At 56.0% G+C, this 25314-nt stretch carries 21 protein-coding genes; 16 read left to right on the top strand and 5 right to left on the bottom strand.

Annotated elements, in window-relative coordinates; genetic code table 11:
* Positions 1-27: 27 nt before the first annotated feature.
* Positions 28-771 (bottom strand): PDC sensor domain-containing protein, encoded by a 744-nt coding sequence (locus AC1D2Q_RS10820; protein WP_095129292.1) that lies wholly within the window; start codon positions 769-771, stop codon positions 28-30.
* Between the two features lie 105 nt (positions 772-876).
* Entirely contained in the window at positions 877-1611 is a 735-nt protein-coding gene (locus AC1D2Q_RS10815; protein ID WP_477813329.1) for a FadR/GntR family transcriptional regulator, read from the bottom strand.
* 279 nt (positions 1612-1890) lie between these two features.
* Here AC1D2Q_RS10815 and AC1D2Q_RS10810 point away from each other — a divergent pair, with 279 nt between their 5' ends.
* From AC1D2Q_RS10810 to AC1D2Q_RS10800, 3 genes are all read left to right on the top strand, one after another.
* Entirely contained in the window at positions 1891-3384 is a 1494-nt protein-coding gene (locus AC1D2Q_RS10810; protein WP_095129294.1) for an aldehyde dehydrogenase, read from the top strand.
* Positions 3385-3471: 87 nt separating this feature from the next.
* The gene (locus tag AC1D2Q_RS10805; protein WP_095129295.1) at positions 3472-4950 is read left to right on the top strand and encodes an APC family permease; all 1479 of its coding nucleotides are present in this window, start codon (positions 3472-3474) and stop codon (positions 4948-4950) included.
* A gap of 66 nt (positions 4951-5016) precedes the next feature.
* Entirely contained in the window at positions 5017-5502 is a 486-nt protein-coding gene (locus tag AC1D2Q_RS10800; RefSeq protein WP_477813192.1) for an ester cyclase, read from the top strand.
* A 505-nt stretch (positions 5503-6007) separates the two neighbouring features.
* Here the strand turns inward: AC1D2Q_RS10800 and AC1D2Q_RS10795 are convergent.
* The 3 genes from AC1D2Q_RS10795 to AC1D2Q_RS10785 form a co-directional block, all read right to left on the bottom strand.
* Positions 6008-7447, bottom strand: coding sequence for a hypothetical protein (locus AC1D2Q_RS10795; protein WP_256580505.1), 1440 nt, complete (start codon positions 7445-7447; stop codon positions 6008-6010).
* A 78-nt stretch (positions 7448-7525) separates the two neighbouring features.
* Positions 7526-8674 carry an iron-containing alcohol dehydrogenase gene (locus tag AC1D2Q_RS10790; protein WP_477813191.1) on the bottom strand — a complete coding sequence of 383 codons (1149 nt, stop codon included), beginning with the start codon at positions 8672-8674 and terminating at the stop codon, positions 7526-7528.
* A gap of 188 nt (positions 8675-8862) precedes the next feature.
* Positions 8863-10236 (bottom strand): sigma-54 interaction domain-containing protein, encoded by a 1374-nt coding sequence (locus AC1D2Q_RS10785; RefSeq protein WP_477813190.1) that lies wholly within the window; start codon positions 10234-10236, stop codon positions 8863-8865.
* A gap of 359 nt (positions 10237-10595) precedes the next feature.
* Here AC1D2Q_RS10785 and AC1D2Q_RS10780 point away from each other — a divergent pair, with 359 nt between their 5' ends.
* From AC1D2Q_RS10780 to AC1D2Q_RS10720, 13 genes are all read left to right on the top strand, one after another.
* Positions 10596-11423 carry a helix-turn-helix domain-containing protein gene (locus tag AC1D2Q_RS10780; protein ID WP_095129299.1) on the top strand — a complete coding sequence of 276 codons (828 nt, stop codon included), beginning with the start codon at positions 10596-10598 and terminating at the stop codon, positions 11421-11423.
* Between the two features lie 222 nt (positions 11424-11645).
* Positions 11646-13190, top strand: coding sequence for an ABC transporter substrate-binding protein (locus AC1D2Q_RS10775; RefSeq protein WP_477813189.1), 1545 nt, complete (start codon positions 11646-11648; stop codon positions 13188-13190).
* Between the two features lie 178 nt (positions 13191-13368).
* The gene (locus AC1D2Q_RS10770; RefSeq protein WP_477813188.1) at positions 13369-14385 is read left to right on the top strand and encodes an ABC transporter permease; all 1017 of its coding nucleotides are present in this window, start codon (positions 13369-13371) and stop codon (positions 14383-14385) included.
* Positions 14382-15266 carry an ABC transporter permease gene (locus tag AC1D2Q_RS10765; protein ID WP_095129301.1) on the top strand — a complete coding sequence of 295 codons (885 nt, stop codon included), beginning with the start codon at positions 14382-14384 and terminating at the stop codon, positions 15264-15266. The genes AC1D2Q_RS10770 and AC1D2Q_RS10765 overlap by 4 nt, the downstream gene beginning before the upstream one ends.
* Positions 15266-16297, top strand: a complete 1032-nt coding sequence (locus tag AC1D2Q_RS10760) for an ABC transporter ATP-binding protein (protein ID WP_477813187.1) — start codon at positions 15266-15268, stop codon at positions 16295-16297. The genes AC1D2Q_RS10765 and AC1D2Q_RS10760 overlap by 1 nt, the downstream gene beginning before the upstream one ends.
* Before the next feature lie 24 nt (positions 16298-16321).
* Entirely contained in the window at positions 16322-17278 is a 957-nt protein-coding gene (locus tag AC1D2Q_RS10755; protein ID WP_095129303.1) for an ABC transporter ATP-binding protein, read from the top strand.
* 6 nt (positions 17279-17284) lie between these two features.
* Positions 17285-18523, top strand: coding sequence for a serine hydrolase domain-containing protein (locus AC1D2Q_RS10750; RefSeq protein WP_095129304.1), 1239 nt, complete (start codon positions 17285-17287; stop codon positions 18521-18523).
* 247 nt (positions 18524-18770) lie between these two features.
* Positions 18771-19952: a hypothetical protein gene (locus AC1D2Q_RS10745; RefSeq protein WP_095129305.1), complete on the top strand. Its 1182-nt coding sequence runs from the start codon at positions 18771-18773 to the stop codon at positions 19950-19952.
* Between the two features lie 262 nt (positions 19953-20214).
* Positions 20215-21588, top strand: a complete 1374-nt coding sequence (locus tag AC1D2Q_RS10740; protein WP_095129306.1) for an aspartate aminotransferase family protein — start codon at positions 20215-20217, stop codon at positions 21586-21588.
* Between the two features lie 688 nt (positions 21589-22276).
* On the top strand, positions 22277-22411 hold the full coding sequence (locus tag AC1D2Q_RS10735) for a hypothetical protein (protein WP_477813186.1): 135 nt from the start codon (positions 22277-22279) through the stop codon (positions 22409-22411).
* A 304-nt stretch (positions 22412-22715) separates the two neighbouring features.
* Positions 22716-23234, top strand: coding sequence for an acyloxyacyl hydrolase (locus tag AC1D2Q_RS10730; RefSeq protein WP_477813185.1), 519 nt, complete (start codon positions 22716-22718; stop codon positions 23232-23234).
* Between the two features lie 199 nt (positions 23235-23433).
* Positions 23434-23853: a DoxX family protein gene (locus AC1D2Q_RS10725; protein WP_477813184.1), complete on the top strand. Its 420-nt coding sequence runs from the start codon at positions 23434-23436 to the stop codon at positions 23851-23853.
* Between the two features lie 599 nt (positions 23854-24452).
* Positions 24453-25304, top strand: coding sequence for a glyoxalase (locus AC1D2Q_RS10720; protein ID WP_477813328.1), 852 nt, complete (start codon positions 24453-24455; stop codon positions 25302-25304).
* The last annotated feature ends 10 nt before the right edge of the window (positions 25305-25314 follow it).

Below are 25314 nucleotides of genomic sequence, written 5' to 3'. Positions count from 1 at the left end.
GTTCTTCAAACCAAGATGGAGTTTTGATCAAAACCTTGGTACAGGCCGCTCCACGACGCTCCAATATGACGATGTGTCGATAAGGCTCAGGACGCGTCCCTGTTCTTTGTCCAGGCTCAGGGGGCCTCGGATCAAATCACCGGCCAGCCAACTCGGTGTGTTAGCCGCCAGCACTCTACCTTCGGCGTTGAGTAACAACGCCTCGTTACTGACCCGCATAAGGCTGCGCACGAGCAAGGGTTCCAAGGAGTGCAGAGAAATATCGGCAGCAGCTACACCAATGAAGCGTTCTGCGAAAAAAATAGGAACCGAGAAGGCAACGATGTACTGCTCCGTGCCGTACAAATCCACGAACGGGCCGTCTATGGAGGGCTGCCGGGTTTGCTGGGGGCGGGTGTACCAAGGCATGTGCAGGTAATCGTAAAAACGGTCGCTACGACTATTAAAATTCAGTGTCAGAGGCTGGATCTCTTCTTTTTGGGTTCGGCACCACCACTCCAGATGCATCTCGCGATCTTCCAGCTCACCAGGAGCGAAGACAACTCCGGCACCATGAAACTTGAGGCTCTCTGAGTTCAGGATTTGCCGGATTATCGGCAGCAATGGCTTGAGGTCGCCTTGGCTGGGGCGCTTCGTTTTGCAACACTGATGTTCCCAAATGCTCAATACTTGGGCGCTCATATCGTTGAGCCCCTTGAATACGTTACTAATGGAAGCGTTGATCAACGTGGCACATTGGGACAACTCGTTTGCTGACATTTCGTTAGCCATGGCTCTACCTCATGACTCAGAGAAGACAATGCGGTGCCTGCAGTCGACGAGGCATGCGACGCCAAGCTGCATAGCGAGCGAGTATTTCAGCAAGTTTCGTTCCATTCATAAGTCGCCTTCTGCCATTTGTTGTAGTCGTAGGGTGCTTAGGCGGCGAACGCCTCGTGTTACATGTGCTTCTGCCAGTGCGCCGGCCAGATTGGCGTCGTTCGCTACGATGGCTTCCAGGATAGCTCTATGTTCCCGTTCGACGGTCTGTGGATCCGGTTGACCGGCAAACGGCAGCCATAACAGTTCCCCAAGTTCCGCCTGCAAGCGCGCTTCGCTGTGAGTCAGGCGCACAGACTGCGCTGCCACGGCTATTTCGATATGGAATCTGGCGTCGGCTCGTCGGCGCTCTCGCCGCTCTTGAGCGTTGGCCAGAGCGTCGACAAAGCTGCTCAGTCTTGCATGTTGCTCAGGCCCGGCGCGCTGAGCCGCCAGTCGGGCGGCGGCGCCTGAAATGGCAGCGTGTTCATCGGCGAGGTCGCGCAGTTCAAGCGTGCTGATTTCACGTAGTTGATCGAACAGCGTCTGATCTGAGGTTTGCGGCGCGGCGCAGATGAAGCTCCCGCCGCTGCGTCCGCGCCGGGTTTCAATAATGCCGCGCTCTCGCAAGACCGCCAGAGCGTCCCGCAGGGTGACCGTGGCAACGCCGAGTTGGGTGGCCAGGACACTTTCATTGGGGAGCTGTTCGCCTTCTGTGAACAAACCCAGATCGATCATTTCTATCAGGCGACGGGTAACAGACTCCGTTTTACCTTCCTGGTTAAGGCGTATGAGGCTTGAAGTAGGGCTCATGGTTGATTCATTCATGGGCGGCGCCGTTTTACGCCTGTGGCAATAGTCCGACGTAGCGTCAAGCGCGTCCGGATGTGTGTTTCTTTTAAAATTCTATTTCATATTTAATATTGTTTTTGTGCGTGTTCGTGTGGTGATTCTAGAGTTTTAACGCATAAAAAGTCAAAAAAATCACCTTCCATTCGCTTTTTTGGGGTTCTCATGGATTAAAAGATATGGTTCCATAGGTTTAAGGCGATTTGAGATCGCATCCATCCGAACCCAGGAGCACTTTTAACCATGAGTCAGTTGACCCGATCAGAGTGGGAAGCCAGAGCCAAGGCGCTGAGCATCGAAGGGCGAGCCTTTATCAACGGCAAATATGTGTCGGCCAGTTCAGGTGCAACCTTCGAGTGCATAAGTCCTATCGATGGGCGTGTGCTTGCCCTGGTCGCGAGTTGCGATGCGGCGGATGCCGATTTGGCGGTAGCCAGCGCCCGATCGGCGTTCGAGTCCGGTGTCTGGTCACGCCAAGCACCTGTAATGCGCAAGGCAGTGATGGTGCGTTTTTCCGAATTGTTGCAGGCCCATGCCGAAGAGCTAGCTCTGCTGGAAACATTGGACATGGGCAAGCCGATTTCCGATTCGCTGTCCGTCGACCTCCCGGGGACCATTGACAGTATTCGCTGGTGCGGTGAGGCAATCGACAAAATCTACGATGAGGTGGCAGCGACCTCGGTCGATCAGCTCGGGCTGGTTACCCGGGAGCCAGTTGGGGTGGTCGCTACTATCGTGCCGTGGAATTTCCCACTGATGATGGCGTCCTGGAAGTTGGGGCCAGCGTTGGCTGCCGGTAACTCGGTGATCCTCAAACCCTCGGAGCGTTCTCCGCTGACCGCTATCCGCATCGCACAGCTTGCTCTGGAGGCGGGTCTGCCAGCAGGTGTCCTCAATGTTCTGCCGGGCTATGGCCACACCGTGGGCAAGGCGTTGGCCTTGCACGGTGACGTTGATACCTTGGCGTTTACCGGGTCGACCCAAGTGGCCAAGCAATTACTGGTTTATGCGGGTGAGTCAAACATGAAACGGGTCTGGCTCGAGGCCGGCGGCAAGAGTCCCAACATTGTATTTGCCGATGCCCCTGATCTTCAGGTGGCGGCCGAAGCTGCAGCGGCAGCCATCTCCTTCAACCAGGGCGAGGTTTGCACCGCCGGTTCACGTTTGCTCGTGCAGGCGTCAATCAAGGAGCGTTTTGTGCCAATGGTTGTCGAGGCCATGAAGAACTGGAAGCCAGGGCATCCGCTCGACCCTGATACTAATGTCGGTGCACTGGTGGACAGCCGTCATCTGGATGGGGTGATGCAGTACATCGAAGAGGGTCAAGCGCAAGGTGCGCGGCTCTTGCTTGGGGGACGCGTTGCACGGGTAGAAGCCGGTGGCAGTTATGTAGAGCCAACCCTGTTCGACAACGTCAGCAACTCGATGAAAATCGCCCGGGAAGAAATATTCGGTCCCGTACTGTCAGTCATCGAATTCGACGAAGCAGAGGATGCTGTACGCATCGCCAATGACACCCCTTACGGTCTGGCCGCAGCTGTCTGGACGTCTGACCTGTCTCGAGCCCACAACATTTCCCGCGCACTTCGTGCCGGCAGTGTTTGGGTCAATCTCTATGACGGCGGTGACATGATGGCGCCGTTCGGCGGCTTTAAACAGTCCGGTAATGGCCGTGACAAATCCCTGCATGCCTTTGATAAGTACACCGAGATCAAGGCCACCTGGATACAACTCTGAGTCAACTCTGGTTAATCGCGCAACGGATGGGATAGCACCGTCCGATCAACGCCTATTAAAACAAATTCCTTTTTGAAGGATGTTGCAATGAACAGCTCAATTAGCTCCAAGGTAGCTGTAGATCAAGACGCGGAGCAACTCCGTGCTCTTGGGTACACCTCGAATTTCGAACGTAGTATGAGTCTGTGGCAGAACTTTGCCCTTGGGTTCACCTATCTGTCCCCGGTGGTAGGGGTCTACACCTTGTTCGGCCTGTGCTTGGCCGCCGGCGGGCCACCAATGTTCTGGTCCTACCTGCTGGTGGGGTTCGGCCAGATGCTGGTGTGTCTGATTTTTTGCGAAGTGGTATCTCAATACCCGATTTCCGGTGGCGTCTATCCTTGGGCCCGACGTCTGGTTGGCAAGAAGTGGGCATGGATGGTCGGGTGGATTTATGCCATCTCCCTATGTGTCACCATTGCCGCCGTCGCGCTGGGGGCTGGCCCCTATATCGCAAACCTTCTAGGTTTCGAGTCGTCGCCGGTGACTAACACGTTGGTCGCGCTATTTCTGACGGCCACGGCGACGGTCTTGAATCTCAGTGGTACCAAGCTATTGGCACGGGTGGCGATGTTCGGTTTTCTCTGCGAACTGGTCGGGGCTTTGTTGATCGGTGGATACCTGTTGATCTTCGAGCGCCACCAGCCTTTGAGCGTATTGTTCAATACTTTTGATATTTCCATTGATGGGGCCTATTGGCCTGCGTTTCTCACGGCCTCATTGGCGGGGATGTTTCTCTACTACGGCTTTGAAGCTTGCGGCGATGTTGCCGAGGAAACCCCAAATCCTAGCCGCCAGGTTCCAAAGGCGATGCGGATGACTATCTGGATCGGCGGCGCTGCCTCGATCTTTGCGGCCCTGGCGTTGATCCTTGCAGTTCCAGATATGGCTGCGGTCATTTCCGGGCAAGACAAAGACCCGATGTCGACCATATTCGGTAGCGCCTTCGGTCCTCTGGGCTCTCGGGTAGTCATGGCGGTCATTACGGTTTCGTTCGTTTCCTGCGTGCTGAGTTTGCAGGCATCCGCCAGTCGTCTGCTCTATGCCTATGCTCGAGACGAAATGCTCATGGGCAGTAATGTGCTGAAAAAGCTCTCGCCTACGACGCACGTCCCGACCGCAGCTCTGGTGGTGTGTGGCGTGCTGCCGGCGATCATTGTGTGTGTCGGCTTCTACCTTCAGAACGCTATTGCGCTGGTGGTGAGCTTTGCCGCCATCGGTATCTACCTGGCGTTCCAGATGATTGTTGGCGGTGCGCTGTACGCCCGTATCCGTGGTTGGAAACCCAAGGGCCAGTTCACCATGGGACGGTGGGGTTGGGTAGTGAACATCGCTGCCCTTTGTTACGGCATGTTCGCGATCATCAATATGTCCTGGCCGCGTACACCGGATGCGCCTTGGTATGTGAACTATGGCATCGCACTTGTCGGTGCCATTGTCATCCTTGTAGGTGTCCTGTACATGACCCTGTTTCGTCCTTATGAAAAGGGCAAAGCCCCAGCTTCGGATGCCTGGAAAAACCGCTAATTGACATCAATGTCTGCCGCCAAGCGCGGCAGGCAAACCGATCTTCTAACAATAAGGTTGAAGGCTATGACGTCTCGAATCCACTCACTACTGTTCGGGCTGTTTCTGGTTCTGGCCAGTCATGCAAGTTTTGCGGCAAGCCAAAACGATACCATCGGCGTGATTCATGACTATATGAAGGCTTGGAATGCCCATAATGCGGATGCTGCGGCCGAGTACTTTTCTGATAACGTTGAGTTTCTCGACGCCTCGGTGGGCACACCTCAAGTTGGCCGCAAAAACGCCAAGTCCCAAGTAATTCAAGTGTTCATGCAGGCGGTGCCGGATCTGCAATGGAAAATGTTCGGCGAGCCGATTGTCAATGGCGAAAGCATTGCCTTTGAGTGGGAGTTCATTGGTACCAATACCGGTTCCTGGAGTGCCGAGACCCCAGCCACTCAGCGCCCCCTCAGCTTTAAGGGTGTTAGTTTCATACACCTCAAGAACGGCAAAATTCTCACGCAGCATGACTACTACGACGCCCTTGGTTTTAACAAGCAACTGGGCTGGTAACGGGTTATTACAGTTTGCCCACAGGTGTATGGCATGTTTGAACGGCTGGAACAATTCCGCAACCTGGCGACCCAATTGCAGTGTATTTCAATCTCGATTCATCCCTCGAGTGAGCTGAGATGGCGCTCCGCGTTCCCTAACTTTTCGGTGCTCCAGTGCTGACGATGGGCAAAGGGAAACAAGCGGTGGACGGCATGGTCGTTTGGGTAGTTATTTGCAGACACTCGGCGCTAGTATTCCGGTATACGCACTGCATGCGCGATCGTCCGCCCTGATACGACGGCCGATTTTGCCGGAACACTTGTAGCGGCTGCATGGCACAAGTGGATGGCTTTGTGGCATATAGCGACTCAGGCCTATCGACATACCTAACCACCAGCCCATGAGTTCTAACCTTACCCAACGTTCAAGGAGGGCGCCCGTCAAGTTTGGTTATTTGTGGTAAATGCGGACCCTGTTCATGGCGCCGGCACTACGCCGCGCGCCATGAACGAAGATCGAAGCCTTATTCGACTGCCGCAGTCTCGGCCACACGTTGAACCGTGGCCGGTTTCAACGGCGTCTCGGGCAACGTCTCTGGCGTGTTCAGGTCACGGGCAAAGGTCCTGTCGTTTTCGCCACGGAAAAAGTTCTTGCCGTAGATCAGCAAGCACAACACCACGCCGATGGCGAATGCCCAGCTCGCGCCCTTGATTGCCAGCACCGCGCCGATCACCCCGGCGATACCCAGGTCACGCTGGCTTCGCGCTTCCAGGATGCCCAGACGCACGCTGACATAACCTTGGATCAGCAGGGTCAGGGACAGCGCGACGCCCAGAATCGGTTGCACCAAGGTTACCACTGGCAACAGCAGCAGCCCGGTATTGGTCCCCCAGCGGAATGAACCGACACCGCCAATGATCGAACCCATTGCCTTCGGCCCACCCTTGAAACGTTCGATAATCACCACCAGCATGGCTGCCCACTTCGGTCCGCACATGGCGACGTCGGGGCCGAAGATGCTCATGATGGCGTTGCGTCCGCCGAAGATCAGGTGCGCGCGGTCCGGGTTGTAGTCGATTTTCTGGTCGGGTCGGATCTGTTCAGCTTCGTCCAGCAGTACCTTAGCACTGAGCACGTCGCCGAACACGATGATGTACACCGCCAGCACCGTTGGAATTGCCGAGATGAACATCGATAAAGGCGGCATGCCGAGACCGAACACCGTGTAGTGGGTCCACAAACCAATGAAGTCCGGTTGGCTGATGCCCCATTGAATGGTCGGCCACGGCGCCTCGTTGAACAGCGGAGCGATGACCACCGCCAGCAGGACAATCGGCAGGATGCCGAGCTTGGCGAAATTCCACCAGAACGCGTTCTTTTGCTTGAGTACCTGGAAGTGCTGGGAAAAAATCAGGTAGAACGCCAGGCCCACCGCGATGGAGATCGTCCATGGGAACGCGTCAAACTTGCCGCCCACCTGAAACACCGCGATCACGGCACTCAGGCCCGCGCCGACGATGATCCCGGATTTCATGGCCGCCGGTATGTAGGTGAACACACGTTTCGCCATCCCCGTGGCCCCCAGCGCAATGGAGAACACGCCGAGCATCAATTGAAACGCAATCAAGGCATGGACACGTTCCGGGCCCACCGGAAAGGTTGCGCAATAGGCCATCAACAGCGGCACCGCCGGGGTGATCCAGCCCGGTACGGTCGGGTCGCCGAGCAAGTGGTGGGTGAGGTACAGCAAGCCGTTGAGCATGACCACTGCCAGTGCCACTTCGAATGGCATCCCGAGCAATTCGGTCATCAGCGGGATCGCCGCCAGGTCGACTGCGCACATCAGCAAACCTTGCAGGTAGTCCGGCAACTCGAATTTGTAGTGGATAAACGGCAAGCGCACCTTGAACGGGCCAAGGGCAATGTACGGACTTTCGTATCGTGATTCAGGGGAACTGGACATAGGCTGCACCTGTTTTATTGATCTTGTAGGGTGAGCGCTCGATGAGTCATCGAGCGCTGAACGGTTTGAGGGCGCCAATCAAAACGCCGAGCGATAGATTTTCTCGATATCGACGGCGCTCAGGCGGCGCGGGTTGTTGCGCATCAGACGCTCGATCTTGCTGGCCTCTTCGGCCATGGCCGGGATGGCGTCCTCAGGAACGTCAAAGGCGCGCAGGCTTTTGGGAATCTCCACCGCCTCACACAGATCGGCCATGGCCTGCACAGTGGCATCGGCGGCTTGCGGGTCGCTCAGGTGGGACACGCGCAGGTCCATCGCTTCGGCGATATCACGGAAGCGCTCGACACAAGCCAACTTGTTCCACTGCATCACGTGCGGCAGTAGCAAGGCATTGCTCACGCCATGGGCGATGTTGAAGCGACCGCCCAACGGGTAGGCCAACGCATGCACCGCGCCGACGCCGGCATTGCCAAAGGCCATGCCGCCCATGAGGCTGCCGGTGGCCATGTCTTCGCGAGCTTGCAGGTCGGCCGGGTTGGCATAAGCCTTGGGCAGGGCCTTGGCGATCAATTTGATGGCGCCCAGTGCCAGTGCGTCGGTGATCGGCGAGCGATTGACCGACAGATAAGCTTCGATGGCGTGAACCAGGGCATCCACGCCACTGGCGGCGGTGACGCTGCGCGGACAGGTCAGGGTCATGGCCGGGCTGACCAGGGCGACATCCGGCAGCAGGTAGTCGCTGACGATGCCCTTTTTCAGTTGCGCTTGCTTGTCGGAAAAGATCGCGACGCTAGTCACTTCCGAGCCGGTGCCAGCGGTGGTCGGAATGGCGATGAGGGCAGGGCCCTTTTGCTTGACCAGGTCGACGCCGAACAAGTCGGCCAACGGGCCGTCATGCCCGGCGAAGGCCGCGACGCCTTTGGCGATGTCAATGGCGCTGCCGCCTCCGAGGCCGATCAGGCCGTCATAGCCGCCTTCGTGGAATGCGCGGGTGCAGTCTTCAACGATGGCGATTTCGGGTTCAGGCTTGACCTGATCAAAGATGCCGTAACGCCGACCTCCCAGTTGCGCAAGGGCAAGGTCCACCGTGCCGGACTTGACCAGCACCACATCAGTGACGATGAGCGGAAAGTTGATATTCAGGCGGGTGAGTTCAACGGATAGCTGCTCGATGGCGGCTTCTCCGGTAATCAGTCGATTGGCGATTTTGAATGCTGAGACAGTCATCGGCTCGTCCTATGTAGTTGTTGTTTGTGCAAGGGCGTGTCAACCGGACATAGCGAATGGCGTGCCAGAATGCGCAAAGCCCCGGATGGCGGGGCTTTGCGGGAAACAGGCGGGATTAATGCAGGGGAGTTGCGATCAGTATCCTGATCGCCTGGGGGCTGTTTTATCCAAATACTAATCAAACGTTGTCAGTCAGAGTGTTCCCAGCGTTTCATTTTTTGCACCACGGTGGCCTGGCTCACACCCAAGGCCTTCGCCGCCAGGCGAGTGGTCTTGTGCAAGCGCAGTGCCGCGCGAATCGCTGTGCGTTCGGCGTTCTCGACAATCTTGCGCAGTGGCAGGCGGCCCTGGTCGGTGTCCTGCGGGCTGAGGTTGAGTATCTCTTCGGGCAGATCCAGCGCCTCGATGGTGTCGCCCAGGGTGGTCACCACCAGCCGCTCCACCACGTTGATCAACTCACGGATATTGCCTGGCCAGGCGTACTCACACAGCAGGTCGAGCGCTTCCAGGCTCCACTGCACCTGGCGTGCGTAACGGCTGTTGTAGGTCTCCAGGTAAAAATGCAACAGCGCGGGGATTTCCTCACTCCGCTCGCGCAGGGCGGGAATGTGGATGGGGACGACGTTGAGTCGGTAGTACAGGTCCGCGCGGAACAGCCCCTGTGCCACCCGCTGTTTGAGGTCATGATGGGTGGCGCTGATGATGCGCACGTCCACTTCCTTGAGCTCCAGCCCGCCAACCGGAATGAAGCGATTTTCTTCGATCACCTTTAGCAACTTGACCTGGACCGCCAACGGCAGATCGCCAATTTCGTCCAGAAACAACGTGCCGTGGTGGGCCAGTTCGAGCAGACCACGCTTGCCTTTTGGCCCGGCGCCGGTAAAGGCACCGGGGGCATAGCCAAACAGTTCGGCCTCAATGAGGTTTTCCGGCAGTGCACCGCAATTGAGTGCCAGAAACGGCTCCTTGGCCCGGGGGCCGGCATTGTGGATGTATTGCGCGACCAGGGTCTTGCCGACACCTGTTTCGCCTAGCAGCAGCACTTTCACCGAGCTGCTGGCCAYCTGGCGCGCCAGGGCGAAGACCCGGCCGGAAACTTTTTGGTCCGCCACGGGCAGGGAGTTCAACAGTTCGTCGCGTTGACCGGCATGCAATTGCGCGGTGCTGTTGCGCAGTTGTTTGAGCTGATGCAGTTCGTCACGCTCATGCTTCATGCGCAGTAACTCGGTCATGTCACGTACGGTGCTGACCACGTAACGGATGCGTTTGGCGCTGTCGAAGATCGGTGTTGCGCTGACCAACAGCTTTTTCCCGTGACTCACGCTCTGCATTACCGAAACGGGCAAGCCTTCGCGTAAAACCCGCAGGGTGGCGGACTGAGAGATCGTCCCTTCATTGACCAGCACTTGCATGGAGCGCCCCACCAGTTCGGCACTGTTGAGGCCGGTCAAGCGTTCGTAGGCCTTGTTGACCTTGAGTGTGTTGCCATCGCCATCGGTGATGTAGACGCCGTCGTGCAGGGCGTCCAACAGTTCTTCGAAACTTTCGTCATTGACGTTCATGCAGGAATCCAGGACAGCATAGTGGGGTGTTTAAAGCGCTAGCTTAATGCGTCACCCCGGTTTTGTTCGATCGATCGCTGCGGTTTTTCAGCCAGGCCGCCACCGAAGCGGTGGAAGACGCCATCCAGATGGTAATTCTACTGAGGCGTCAGGAATCGCTGGATAAGCTTGTGTATTTGTTGAATATTTCCTCACCATAGTCGCTATGGTCGGGCTCAATGCTCGCGTCGATCACGGGTTGGCAATGCCGAGCTTCTGCGCCACTTTCAGGCACTGTCTTGCACTGAGCTTTTGAAGCCGTGACCCTAAGCGACGATTAGTTCAGCATGTTGTCAATTGTGGCGTTAGGAATACTCTTTATGGCCAGTTCCAGTTCATCCCAGTCGATGCAAGACTTCAGTCAAAACTTGCGCCTTCTCTGCGGATATTATAAGTCGGTGGCGAAGGTGTGCCGCTCCCTTGATATCAACCGCCAGCAGTTCAACAAATACTTGGGGGCGCAAGCGACTCCCTCGTCCTTTACCCTGCGCAAGATCTGCACTTTTTTTGGGGTGGATGAGGAGGAAATATTCTCCGAGCATGAATCCTTCCGCGCTCTGCTCAACAGGCAACGCACGGCGCGAGAGTCGGACAGTGCAGTACCGGCCGATTTTTTTCCGAGCTCCGCGCAGGAGTTGTCGAAGTACCAGGGTTACTACTTTGTCTATTTGATGTCGCCTTCTGCGCCGGGGGAGGTGATCAAGTCGATTACCCGCTTGACCCGCTCCGGCGAAAAGATCCTGAGTAAAACCTACGAGCGGATGAGGTTGGGCGATGATCAGTTGAAGAGTTTCGGCATCAATAAATATCGTGGGTTCTGCTTTGCCTCATCGGATCTGATTTACATCGTCGAGCGAGAGTACCTCTCGTCCCGGGGCTATATCTGGTCGGCGATTTATCCCTCCTACCGCAGTCGTTTCCGTTTTCTCAACGGCTTGGTACTCGGCGTTTCGGGTGACAATTTCCGCCGTCCTTTTGGTGCCCATATTGTATTTGAGCACCTAGGCGAGTCGATCGACCTGCGTAACGCTCTCACCAGTTGCAGCTGTTTTCCGATTGATGCCCCTGAGATTCCCGTCGAAGTGAGGGCGCGGCTGCTGGTACATCCACCAGAAGGTGAGTTCAACCTTGTCCCTCCGCTGTTTTAGTCTTTTTTTAAAATAGACGCTAGGTGACGCTTCAGGGCGTCACCTGGCGTTTTTTTATTCGTGCTCGCGAAATTGAGCTGGCGGTGCGTCAGATCAATAATGCCATACACCACTTAAAAGTCAGTTTCGTTAACGGCCAATCACATCATTCGTTCCGGTTGAATGAGTGCCTGTTTCTACAAGTGATCCGCTGCGCCCACCATAAAAATAAGAGGAACACCGATGAAGTTAAAAAGTACATTAATGGCGGGGTTGATGGCGCTGTCCGTTACCGCGCCGTTGACCAGTGGTTTGGTGTATGCGGCAAACAATACCTTGGTTGTCGCTGATCGAGCCTCTTTCAAGGATTGGGATCCTGCCTCGRCTTTTTCGGAGGAAGTGCGGGTACTGGGCAATATCTACGAGACACTAGTGGTATACAACGCGCCAGGCAGTGCTGAGGAGTTTTCCCCCAGGCTCGCCACGTCCTGGGAAAGCAGCGACAACGGCAAGACCTGGACCTTCAAGCTGCGGCACGGCGTTAAATTTCATGACGGTTCGGCCTTTAATGCTGCAGCGGTCAAAAAGTCCATTGATTACGTCAAGCAGCTGAAACAGGGCGCTGCATTTGTATGGAACGGTCTGGATACCGTCGAGGCCCTCGCTGACGATACGGTAGTGCTCAAGTTTAAGAGTCCCACTCCAGCCAATCTGATCGCGGCAGGCCAGTATGCCGCTTACATCATTGCCCCGGCGGCGGCGGAGAAAGGGCATGACTGGATGATGGCTCCCAACGCCATCGGTACCGGTCCCTATAAGCTTGGGCAGGTCGAACAGGGCCAGCAAGTGGTGCTTGAGCGATTCGATGGCTACTGGGGAGGTTGGAAAGAAGGGCAATTTGATCGGGTCATCGTGAAGGTCGTGTCCGAAGCCTCCACCCGTACTCAGATGATCAAAAATGGCGAGGCCGGTGTCGCCTGGGATATCCCTCTTGATCAACTCAAGGTGTTGGGAGAGGACCCCTCCATCAAGGTGAGCACCGCGCCTTCGTGGAAGAACTTCCAATTTTTGATCAATACCCAGAAGTACCCTACGAACAACCTGGCATTTCGTCAGGCGCTGCAATACCTCTGGGACTATGAAAGTGTCACCAAAGATATTTTGCATGGCTACGGCAGTGTTCCCAAGGGGCCTTTGCCCACCAGTATCTGGGGGCATGCCAGCGTGCCTATGGCCTCTTACGATCTGGATAAAGCCCGGCAATTGTTGGAAGCCTCCGGTGTACCTAAGCAGGACTGGAAGGTCTCGATGCAGTACATCAGTGGCATCTATGCAAACGCTGCAGAACTATTCCAGGCGACGGCGTCTCAGGTTGGCGTTGAGGTGGAGTTACTCCCCGGCGAGTGGGGTGTGATCTGGGATAAGGCAAAGAAGCTGGATACCGCTCCCAACATGCAATCTATGGCTTGGTGGCCGACGTATCCGACACCCAGCGATTGGCTTTTCAGTGAGTTCCATACAGAGAAAACCACGCTATTCAATCTGTCTCACTACAGCAACCCAAGCTTTGATCAGTTGATCGAAGAGGCGGCGGCGCTAGAAGGCAGTGATCGAGCCAAATCCACTGAAAAGTACGTGCAGGCCCAGCAGCTACTGGTCAAGGACGCTCCTGCGATCTGGTACGCCGACGTGCAGCAGATACGCGTCTCCCGCAAAGACATTAAGGGTATGGAAAAGAGCCTGAATCCTGCTTATGAGGCGATTCTCTATTACAACTTGAATCGCTGAATGCTGAGTCGTCCTTGATGAAATTGTACCTGTAACGCCTGATTTGCCATGTAAATCGATAACCGGGCAGTTAGTTAATTTGCCTGGTTATTCCCTCAAGGGTTAACCCGCTTTTGGGATTTTTATGTTGAGCGTAAGAAGTCAGGGTCAAGTTTTTTAGCCACAAGGGGTATTCCAAATGGCGAAGTATATAGCTCAGCGATTGATAGTGATGTTCTTCATTCTTTTGGGAGTGTTGACCATCACCTTCGTTCTGAGCCGAGCTCTTCCGGGTTCCTCGGTAGAAATGATGCTGGGGAATCACCCCACGGTGGAGCAGATTGCCGTCGCACGGGAAAATCTGGGGTTGGATAAGCCTCTGCCGATCCAATACTTCAATTACATCGGCGATCTTCTCCGAGGTGATTTTGGCACTAGTCTGCGCACCGGGCGGCCGGTGGTGGAGGAAGTGGTCAGGCGGGTTGGCGCGACTTTTGAACTGACATTCCTGGCGATGTTCTGGGTGGTGGTGCTGGGGGTGCCGATCGGTGTCATCTCAGCGGCGCGGCAGAACTCTGTGGTCGACAATGTGGCACGAGCGGGGTCTATCGCCGGGACGGCGTTTCCAGTGTTCATCCTGGCCATGGGCTTGCAGTTGGTGTTCTACGGCAAGCTCAACTGGCTGCCCCTGCAAGGACGTATCGATGCTTCCATTCTTCTCGATAGCCCTTTTGAGCGTGTGACAGGCTTTTACCTGATTGACACTCTGCTGGCCGGTAATTTCGTAGCACTGTGGAGCGCCATCAAACACCTGACGCTACCCGTGCTCACCCTGGTCATCGTGACCTTGGCCACTGTCACCCGGATCACCCGAAACATGATGGTGGAGGTGCTATCCGAGGAGTACATCCGTACCGCCGTTTCTTACGGTGTACCCAAGTGGCGTATCCATTACGCCTATGCCCTGAAGGCGACAATGATTCCGCTCCTGACAGTGGTGGGCCTGACCTTCGGTTACCTGCTCGGTGGTGCGGTAGTCGTTGAGTTCATTTTCGATTGGCCTGGCCTGGGCGGCTTTGTGGTGTTTTCGATTGCCCAGAATGATTTCCCCGCTGTGATGGGAGCCACCCTGGTGCTGGCCACGACGTATCTGTCGATCAACCTGATCGTTGATCTCTTGTATCACCTTGTTGATCCGAGGTTGCGAGTCCAATGAGTATCCAAGACGTATCCCTGTCCATGCCCTCGCGAGCCCCATCATGGCGTATCAAGGCCCTGGCGTTTGCCAGCGATAACAAGTTGTTTGTATTCGGCGCGCTGTTATTGCTGCTGATCATCCTGGCGGCAGTCTTCGCCCCCTGGCTTGCACCTTATGAGCCGAACAAGATTGTCTTTTCCCAGAAATTGCTGGCACCCAACTGGGCACACTGGATGGGCACCGACGAGTTTGGTCGCGACATTCTTTCACGGGTGCTTTATGGCGCACGCACCTCGCTGATCATCGGAGTGAGCGTAACTCTGATTGCGATGCTGATCGGGATTCCGATTGGGCTTGTTTCCGGTTACTTCGGTGGTCGAGTTGATACGCTGTTGATGCGTTTCTCAGATGTGTTTCTGGCCTTTCCGCCGCTGTTGTTGCCGATCGCTATCACCGCGGCGCTGGGATCGGGATTGGCCAACGCCATGTTAGCGCTCGCTGTCTCTTGGTTTCCCTGGTACGCGAGGATCATGCGCGGTGCGGTAGTACGGGTTCGTTCAGAAACCTATATCCATGCCGCCCGTTCCATGGGCGTCAGTCACGGCCGTATCTTGCTTCGCCATGTTCTGCCCAATGCCACCACGCCTGTGATCGTGCAGGGCTCCATGGACTTTGGTTACACCATTCTCGCCGCTGCCTCGCTGAGCTTTATCGGGCTGGGGGCCAAGCCGCCCATGATCGAATGGGGGCTGATGGCCGCAGCGTCGCGCTCGCAGTTACTCGAGAATCCCTGGACGGTGCTGTTTCCCGGAGTGGCGATTTTTGTCCTGGTGCTGGCCGTAAACCTAGTAGGTGACGGGCTGCGTGATGTGCTTGATCCAAAGAAGGGGACGCGCTGATGATCGACGAATCCTTGCAATATTCTGCTATCGAGAGTCTCGCCGCTTCGAATAACGACGCAGCTCAAGGCCTGGTGCTGGAAGTGGAAGGGCTGACGGTGTCCTTCCCTGGTTTGTTCAAGACCGTAAAGGCCGTACGCGGCATCGACCTTAAGGTAAGGCGCGGCGAGATCCTCGGGTTGGTGGGGGAGTCGGGCTCGGGCAAGTCTATGACGGCCATGTCCTGCCTTGGATTGATGCCTGAGGCCGCTCGGCTGGGAGGCAGTGTCAGGGTCGCCGGACAGCAGGTCAACGGCGCATCGGCGTCGCAGCTGGCGGTTTTGCGTGGCGGTGGCGCGGCGATGATCTTCCAGAATCCGATGAAGGCGCTCAACCCGTTCTTCACCATCGGGCGGCAGATGTTCGATGTCATCGGCTGCCATCGGCAACTGAGTAAGGCACAAATCCGCGCCGAGGCGCTGAGCTCGCTGGAAGCGGTGAGCATGCCCGACCCCCCTCTGGCGCTAGCCAAGTACCCGCACCAGATGTCTGGCGGTCAGTTGCAGCGAGTGGTGATTGCCATGGCGCTGGCCTGTCGGCCGAAACTGCTGATCGCCGATGAGCCGACCACGGCGCTGGACGTCACCGTGCAGGCGCAGATCATCGCTCTGCTGCGCAAGCTGGCACGGGAGCAGGACCTGGCGATTCTGTTTATCACCCACAACCTGGGGGTAGTGGCTTCGCTCTGTGACCGGGTGGCGGTGATGTATGCCGGCGAAGTGGTGGAGAGCGGTCCGGTGGGCGAGGTGTTCAAGCGACCTGCACACCCCTACACCCTGAAGTTGATGGGCACCGTGCCCAAGTTGGGGCAGGGACCCCAAGCCCTGGGCTTCATCCCGGGGCAGGTGCCGAACATGGCGGATCCCCCGGCTGGCTGTGCCTTCAACCCACGTTGTGAACGCGCCACCGGACGCTGCAATCACGCTGCGCCGAGGGTTGTCATCGGCAAGGAGCACTGGGCAGCTTGCCACAACATATTGGTCAAGGTGTGAGGCTTCTTTGAAAGGTAAACGGCTATGAATAACAACAAACAGCCCGCATTGTTGAGCGTCAATCAGTTGCACAAGACCTACGCCAGCCGCGATGGCCTGGTGACGGCCATTGACCACATCAGCCTGGAGGTGCAGGTCGGTGAGACGGTCGCGCTGGTGGGGGAATCCGGTTGTGGCAAAAGTACGGTGGCCGCGACCTTGCTCGGTCTGCTGCCAGCCGATAGTGGGCAAATTCTGGTCGAAGGTCGGCCGCTGCCCACTGATGCCAGGGCGCGGGGCAGGAGCTTGAGTATGGTGTTCCAGAACCCGTACGCCTCGCTGAACCCGAAAATGACGATCAAGGCGATTGTTGCCGAGCCGCTGAAGGTTGCCTTTGGTTTGCGCGGTAGCGCCTTGCACGCGCGCATTCTCGCGCTGCTGGGAAATGTAGGGATGGGCGAGGAGCACATGGAGCGCTACCCCCATGAATTCTCCGGTGGCCAGTTGCAGCGTATCGCTATCGCCCGGGCCCTGGCGCTGGAGTCAAAACTGCTGATCCTCGATGAGCCTACGGCGGCGCTCGACGTGTCGGTCCAGGCCCAGGTGCTGCAACTGCTCAAGACGCTGCAGACCGACAATGGCCTGAGCTACCTGTTTATCAGCCACGACCTTGCGACGGTCGAGTATCTGGCGCAGCAGGTGCTGGTGATGTACTTGGGGCGCATCGTCGAGGCCGGGCCGGTGGAGCAGGTGTTCGGCCGACCGCGTCATCCCTACACGCGTGCGCTGCTCAATTCAGTGCCCTCCATCGACCCGGAGCGCCGTGACCAGTTGCAAATCCTGAGTGGCGAGATCCCCAGCCCCTTGAATCGGCCTGCCGGGTGCCACTTCGCGCCCCGTTGCCCGCGGGCCACTGAACGTTGTCGCCGAGAGGTGCCAGCCGAGACCCAGGATCACGGCCACCGCTTTTCTTGCCACCACCCTCTGAACGATGAGAGCTGAACCCCTATGTACAATAAAAAAGACATGACCGCTCCCGGCATTGGTTATCAGGACCTAAGTTTGATGCAGGGCTATCCGCCGTCCCGGGAAAAGCAAGTCGGCCTGCATAATTGGGACAGTCCGCCCTATAACCGCTGGTCGTTCCAGCACATGAGCCAGTTGTTTCCGGTGGCCGCTATCCATCGTAGTCCCGGGCCGGTCACCGAACTCGAGCGCAACGAACGCTCACTGGACGACGTACGTTTCCAGCGGGTCGACGGCGGACAAACCGATCTGGCGACTTTCTTGACCGATAGCTACACCGATGGTTTTTTAGTGCTCCACCGAGGCAAGGTGGTTTCGGAGCAGTATTTCAACGGTATGCAGCCGCACACGTTGCATCTGTTGCAATCGGTATCCAAGACCGTCGTCGGTAGCCTGGTCGGCAGATTGATCGGCCAGGGCAGAATCGATCCCCAAGCGCGTGTCAGCGACTATGTGCCCGAGCTTTCGGCAAGCGGTTATGGCGACGCCCGGGTACAGGATCTTCTGGATATGCGCACGGGAGTGAGATTCAGGGAGGACTACACCGATCCGGATGCTGAATTCATCCAGTTGGATATCGCCTCCGGTTGGCGTGAACGGGGAGAGCTAAAGTCGCCTGACAGCATTTATGGTTTGTTGAAGTCGCTGAGTAAAGATCGTGAACATGGCCAGTTCTTTGAGTATCGCTCAGTGGATACCGACGTGTTGGCCTGGGTCTGTGAGCGGGCCTGCGGCGAGCGGCTCCCCGTTTTACTGAGCCGGGAGATCTGGTCAAGACTGGGGGCAGAACAAGACGCGAATATCACCCTCGATTGCGTTGGAACGGCATTGGCCGATGGCGGGATGAGCGCCACGCTGCGTGATCTGGGGCGCTTTGCCCAGATGTATCTGCAGGGGGGACGTTTCAACGGCCAACAGATTGTTCCAGAGGAATTTGTGCGCGCATGCGGCCGTGGTTCCACACCGGCTTTTGAAGTCCTCTATGGCTTCTATGTCAAACACTTTCCTAACGGCGCCTATAGCAATCAGTGCTGGGTGCTGGACAGTGAACAGGGTACCTATTCGGCGCGCGGAGTATTTGGGCAGAGTATCTATTGGGATCCGGCTTCTGAAGTGACAATCGTAAAACTTTCCAGTTGGCCGGACTTTATCAATGCAGAGTGGACGTTGAATACCTTCCGTGCTTGTGCCGCTGTGGTTGAAGAGCTGCAACGCAGCTGACGCGGGAGTGTGAATGACCGCGGCTTGTCAGGCACTTCCCAGCCTTGGTGAAGAGGTGCCATGTGCAGGCTCGGCATAGCTACACCCAGACCCGGCTGACCGCCGGCGGCTGACCCTCCCGGCCCTAACTTGGACGCTGTTTGCAGCCTTCGTTCTGGTGGGCCCTACCCCTTTCATCCAGACCGCGCTTTTGCCGTGGCCGGGATGAGTGTTGCCAACAATAAAATAAACAAGAGACGGAGCGACCATGAACTTGAACACCACCCGGGCCTTGCGCTCATTGACCGCGCTGGCGCTGTTGGGGGCCCTTTCCACCCCAGCGATGGCGATCCAGGTCACCGACAACCTCAATCTCGGCGGTGCCGTCCGGGCGCGTTGGGACTATGACCCGGATCGCGACATCCAGAAGTTCAACTTCGACACCGCGATCCTCAACGCCAAGTACAACTCCGACACCTGGATCGGCGAGGCCCAGTACCGTTTCTACGGTCGAGCCTACCCTTACAACTACACAAAGCATGTCGGTGACGTCCAGTTCGCCGAATTGGCGTGGATCGGCTACAAGTTCAACCCCGACCAGCAGGTCCAAGTCGGCCTGAACCAACTGCCGTTCGGTTTGCAGCCGTACTTCGGCAGCACGTTCTACCAAACCCTGGGCAGTGTCATGGGACTGGAAGACGTGGAAGAAGTCGGCGCCAAGTACATCCAGCAAAGCGGCGACTGGAATATTCAGGCCGGTTACTACCTGCGCCCCGCTTGGCAGGGTAAAGGCACTAGCAATGGTGAAACCTACTCCACCGTGGTCTCCGAAGCGGACAGCTATGTCATCGACGGCAGCAACAACCAGGAACGCAACACAGTGGTCCTTCGGGTGGCCAAGGCGCTGGACCTGGGACCGTGGAAGTCCGAAGTCGGGATCTCCGGCCTGACCTCGTCCCTGGAGAACCGCGACACCAACAACGATGGCCGGCGCAATGCCATGGCGGTGCACTACATCGGCAAGAACGGCCCATGGGGCGTGCAACTGCAAGCCGCGCGACAGCAGATGTCCCCGCGCAACCCCGGCACCGATGAACTGGTGACTTTCGGCAGTTACGACGCCACCTTCAACGTCGCCAGTCGCGGCAACTTGTACGTGGCGGATGTAAGCTATGACGTCAGCGGCAAGTATCTGTTCGATCAGATCAGCGGTGTGAAGCTGTACGCCAACTACAGCGCCTTCGATAAATCCGCGGACGATTTCAAGACCTCGCAACGGATGATATTCGGCACCTCGTTCTCCCTCAGCAAGTTGTGGATCGCCACGGAATGGTTGTACGGCAAGAATGATCCGGTCATCGGTGGCGGCAGCCTCACCCAGAGCCTGGGGGCTGGTGGTAGTAACCAGTGGGAAAACCAGTTGTACATGAACATCGGTTATTACTTCTGATCCGGATTTTTTGGCAACAGCCCTAAAGTCCTCTTCGCGAGCGGGCTCGCCCACAGGTTTAGCGCATAACCTGTAGGCGAGCCTGAATTGGTCAAGTAAGTCCGGACACCGATTACGGTGTTTATGCCGCTTTTTGCTCCGTGGCTATTGGCGACAAGTAGTTGTTGTAGTTGTGGAGCCTGGTGCGGTTGCCTGGGTATTTAATTTGGGTTTCTACACGGCCCTTGGTTTAACGAATCCTCTCTCACTTCGAGGCAAAATCATGACGGATTTGCTTGCACAAAAAGATGTTGAAAATCACCTCCATCCTTATACGGATGCTCGACTTCATGAAGCGGATGGCCCCCTCATTATCGAGCGTGGAGAAGGAGTTCATGTATATGACAACCAGAATAAGCGATACATCGAGGCGATGTCAGGGCTATGGAGTGTAGCGCTTGGTTTCAGCAACCAACGGCTGATCGAGGCTGCCGAAAAGCAACTACGTACACTACCGTTCTATCATGTGTTTTCCAGCAAGGCACACCGCCCCAGCATTGAGCTCGCCGAAAAATTGGTGGAGATGGCTCCGGTGCCGATGAGCAAGGTGTTTTTCACCAACTCCGGCTCTGAGGCAAACGACACGGTAGTTAAGCTTTTGTGGTACCGGAACAATGCTCTGGGGAAGCCCGCCAAGAAAAAGTTCATCAGTCGGCAGAACGCATATCACGGTACCACTACCGTAAGTGCGAGCCTCACTGGGCTGCCGGCAAATCAGCGCGGTTTTGACGTTCCCCTGCCGGGCTTCCTGCATGTCAGTTGCCCGCACTTTTACCGATATGGTCGAGCGGGTGAAACAGAAGAACAGTTCGCCGATCGCCTCGCCCGAGAACTGGATGATCTGATCATAAAGGAAGGCCCTGAGACGGTCGCAGCGTTTTATGGCGAACCGCTGATGGGAGCGGGGGGTGTGATCGTTCCGCCGAAAACCTACTGGGAAAAGATCCAGAAGGTGTGCCGCAAGCATGACGTCTTGATTGTCGCGGACGAGGTCATCTGCGGTTTCGGTCGAACCGGCAATATGTTCGGTTGCGAAACCTTTGATATCAAACCAGACGTCATGGTGGTATCCAAACAGCTGTCGTCCTCCTATCAGCCCATTGCAGCCATATTGATTAACGATGCCGTTTACCAAGGTATTGCCGATCAGAGCCATTCGATTGGCACCTTAGGTCATGGCTTCACTGGTAGCGGGCACCCGGTAGCTACTGCAGTCGCCCTGGAGAATCTTAAAATTATCGAAGAGGAGGGCCTGGTTCAGCATGCTGCTGAAATGGGGATTATCCTTCGCAAAGGGCTTCAGCAGTTTGCTGATCATCCAATGGTTGGCGAGGTTCGTGGTGTGGGGTTGATTGCTGCCGTTGAGTTGGTAGCCGACCGGCACACAAAAGAGCCTTTTGAGGCTGTTGGCAGACTCGGGCGGTATCTGTCCTCTCAGACCCAGGAGCGTGGAATGATCAACCGAGTCATGGGAGATGCATTGGCATTCTGTCCTCCGTTAATCTCAACGGAGAAGGATATCAATGAAATCCTTGGAGTTTTTGCGGCTTCTTTGGATGCGACACAGCACTGGTACCTCAAACACACTGCACAGTAGTTAACGCCACTCACTACAGGCAGAGCCTGAATGCGGAGTCTTCCGGCCTGCCGCTTCGTACTCGCTTTAGAACTCGTCTCGAATTGGTCCTACGCAATTGATACCGTCGGCCGGACGACTGCTCTTCCGAGTGGCTGTAGGTAGAGCTCGCTAGCATGGCTTGGAGTCATCTTTTTTTTGCTCTTGATACACCCTGAAAACAAGTCCAGAATTGAGTCCATTCCTGCTTCAGGAATAAAAGAAACCCCTTATATTTCAATGAGTCGGATACCGGATGCGAATCTCGTTTCCCGCTCCAAGCATTCAAAAATGGATCTCTGAAAAGAGATCCATTTTTTTCGTCCAAAGAAAAGCCTTTCTTTGACTTTTGCCGCGTCCCCCCTGAAAACACTCCGATCCAGCCCCAATGGGCACATTTTCCAGTACATCAATCCGGAGCTCGGCAGATCGGTTTTCTCGTGGCGTGTGCGATGGCTGCACCAAGACCGCGGTCCGACACGCCAAACCCGGAGCCAAGGACTACACCCTCCCTGACTACAACGGCCTCGCCCTTTTCCCGCCAGGGGCATCGATCCGCGTGTCCATCGGCAGTTGGAGCGTAATGCCAGGCGCCTGGCCACAAAGCTTTAGCCATAGGCCATAGCTTGCTGCTTTTAGTGGGCGTCGACTGAAAAATGAAGAGGGTTCAATGAATAATCTCTCCGCCAAGGGTTTGGCTCCACATGAGAGTGCATGCTCCAGCGACTCGATTACAAGCCTTCGAGTCTTCAACGACCACAGTCAAGCGATCATGGCCGGTGGCATTCACGGGCAATACCTGTAGGACCTCGCAGCCCTCAGTCTGGGCAGCGTTACAGGCTGCTTCTGCTACTCAGTGTATTGGACGGCGCATTGTATAAACCGAGCTTCAGATCGGCCAATGCCGGCTGTCTGACCTTCGATCGGCATACCAGTAGAACTGATGCATTGCACTCGTTCAATCAAGACCGTAAAGCTCCAGGTATCTGGCCGGTTAAGTCAGCACAAGAAGCATAGTCACCGTCACCCGCCGAAAAGAAAATATCTCTCGACTGATAGTGCGCGTTTGCAACGACGTGCTCTTCACCGACCTGATTAGGGGATATTTAATGGCTAGAATTCTTCCTTCCATTCTTTTGGGGTTGTTAGCAAGCGCATCGATTTCAAGTCAGGCTGCGGAGATTTCCGGAGCGGTCGGCGTTACCAGCCAAGGCAACATGACATACCGTGCAGGTTTGGGTTGGGAGTGGGACAAGCGCTGGTTTGAGTCCTCAATCGGACACTTTGGTGGATATTGGGACGTTGGGTATACGTATTGGGAGGGCGGTGATCAAGCCAGCGGTAGACACTCTATCTCCGCCGCTCCGGTATTCGAATACGTTATTGGAGATGGCTTCTACAGACCCTTTATCGAAGCGGGTATCGGTGCATCGCTGTTTTCCGGTACTGGCGTAGGTGACCGGAAGATGGGCTCCGTGTTCAACTTTGAGGATCGTCTTGGTGCAGGTTTGAAAATAGGAGAGGCTCAAAGGGTCGGTGTTCGCGTCATTCATTATTCCAATGCGGGCCTCGCGCAGCCTAATGCCGGCGTTGAATCGTATTCCTTATTTTACGCCCATCAATTTTGATTGTTGTACTTACCTCTTCGCTGCGCTGGCACCGCTGAATATTGGAATGGAGGAGGTCCTGCTTTAGACCGGTGTGTATCACTGTTGAGAAATACGAAGCAAAAGTCCGATTGTGCTGAATTATCTTAGTTTAAGTTTCACCTGGAGCTTCGCCAATACCCCAAACTGGGCCACCCGAAACTGACGTAGAGATTTCCAAATGAATATCACAAGCAAAGATATCACCGCAGCTATTGGCCGCCTTCTGCTGGCGGCCCTGTTCCTGTTGAGCGGCTTTTCGAAGTTGACAGGCCCGGCAACCACTATTGCCTACATCGAGTCTAGTGGGATGCCGTTTCCAAAACTGGCCTACCTGGGAGCACTGGGCGTAGAGCTGGGTTTGGCGTCATTGCTGGTCTTGGGTGTCCGTACCCGTTTAGTCGCAGCAGCCATGGCAGTGTTCACCGTGGTTACCGCTGTTGCTTTCCACAACTCACTGGCTGACCAGGCGCAGTTCGTCAACTTCTTCAAAAACATCTCGATCGCTGGCGGTCTACTGCAAGTTGCGGCCTTTGGTGGAGGGATGTTGAGCCTCGACGTTTTTCTTGCACGCCGTAAGGCATTTGCTCTCGCTCGCTGATTGCGTTACGGCCTGCACTGATCGATCGTTTCCGCTGGAAAGGACTTCGGCGGTTTTTTTTGAGCGAAGTACGACTGCAAATTGGCAAGTCTCTCTCATGGATCAAGTGTGGGCTTCGGCCTGGGAAGACAGTGCCGACTCCTGTCTTTCTAAATAGCTCCCAAATACAAACAGATATTTTGTGGAGTCCTGCTTTCAACGAACATCTACAACCAGGCAACAAGTAACTTTACCGTTGCGCGGTGTGCTGCCGGTCTGGTTACTTATTTGATTATTCCCGCCGTGCATGCCGGCTTGCGAATTGACGTTCGGCGAGACAATAGCCTCATTCTTTCAATAGTCCCTTCCAAATGGGCGTCAAAAGTTCCATGGCGGTTCAACAGGGAAGTGATGGCCGAGAGCTGGATTGGAATATCGCCATGGTCAAATGAATTTAGTTTCATGCATCTGCGCACATAGATCCTATCGACCATCTATCCCCGCTTCATACGCTTACTGAACGGCGGCGTTGCTATTCGACGGTGTCGCGTCTCTCAACTCATCAAGGGCTTCTTATGAAACATTCATTCAAGCAGTTTCCTCTGGCTGTCATTCTTGGAATGGCCGCTTCCCTCTCTGCGCAGGCGGCAACCAACCCAGCCGTGGCTGTCGCAGCCCAGTACGACACCAGTCATGTCTACGTTGCCCCAAGCGACGTTGATAGTTTTGTTAAAAGCTTCGTGGCCACCTTTGGTGGCAAGAGCACTCCGCAGGTCGTGGTCAATGTGTTGCCCGTTCCCAGTAGCACTACTTCGCAACTGGTACAGACGCCAGTCGGTAGCGTGTCGCTTTTCGGCTTCACCACGCCTGTCCCTTACCCTTTTGGCGCCGAGCGTAATGGCTATCTCGTGAAGGATATGGATGTCGCGATCGCCGAAGCCAAGAAGCATGGCGCTGACGTGATCGTGCATGACTTCCCCGATCCGATCGGTCGCGATGTGGTGGTGCAATGGCCAGGCGGCGTGAATATGCAGCTCTACTGGCACGACAAGGCGCCGAATTACGCACCGTTTCAGACAATCCCTGAAAACCGGGTGTATGTCTCTGAGCAACGTGCCGATGCCTTCATCAAAAGTTTCACGGGTTTCTCCCACGGCAAAGTCGTGGCCGATGAGAAGCATCTCGACGGCGCTGTGGTTGGAGAGCCAGGAAAGACCATCCGCCGCGTAAAACTGGAATCCGATTTCGGCAAGATGGTGGTGTTCGTGACTGACGGGCACCTGCCTTACCCCTACGGCCGTGAAACGACCGGTTACGAAGTTGGCGACCTGGCAGCCACGCTCTCCAAAGCCAGGAATTCCGGCGCCCAACTGTTGGTAGACCTTAAAGCAGAGCCTGGTCGCCAATCCGCTTGGGTGGCATTCCCTGGTGGATATGTCGCCGAAATACACCAACCCGTCGTGACTAAGTAACTGAGGGGGG

It is taken from the genome of Pseudomonas sp. P1_A1, assembly GCF_056406935.1.
Note: the sequence above shows the minus strand (reverse complement) of the source record. Positions and strands in the feature narration are given on the sequence as shown.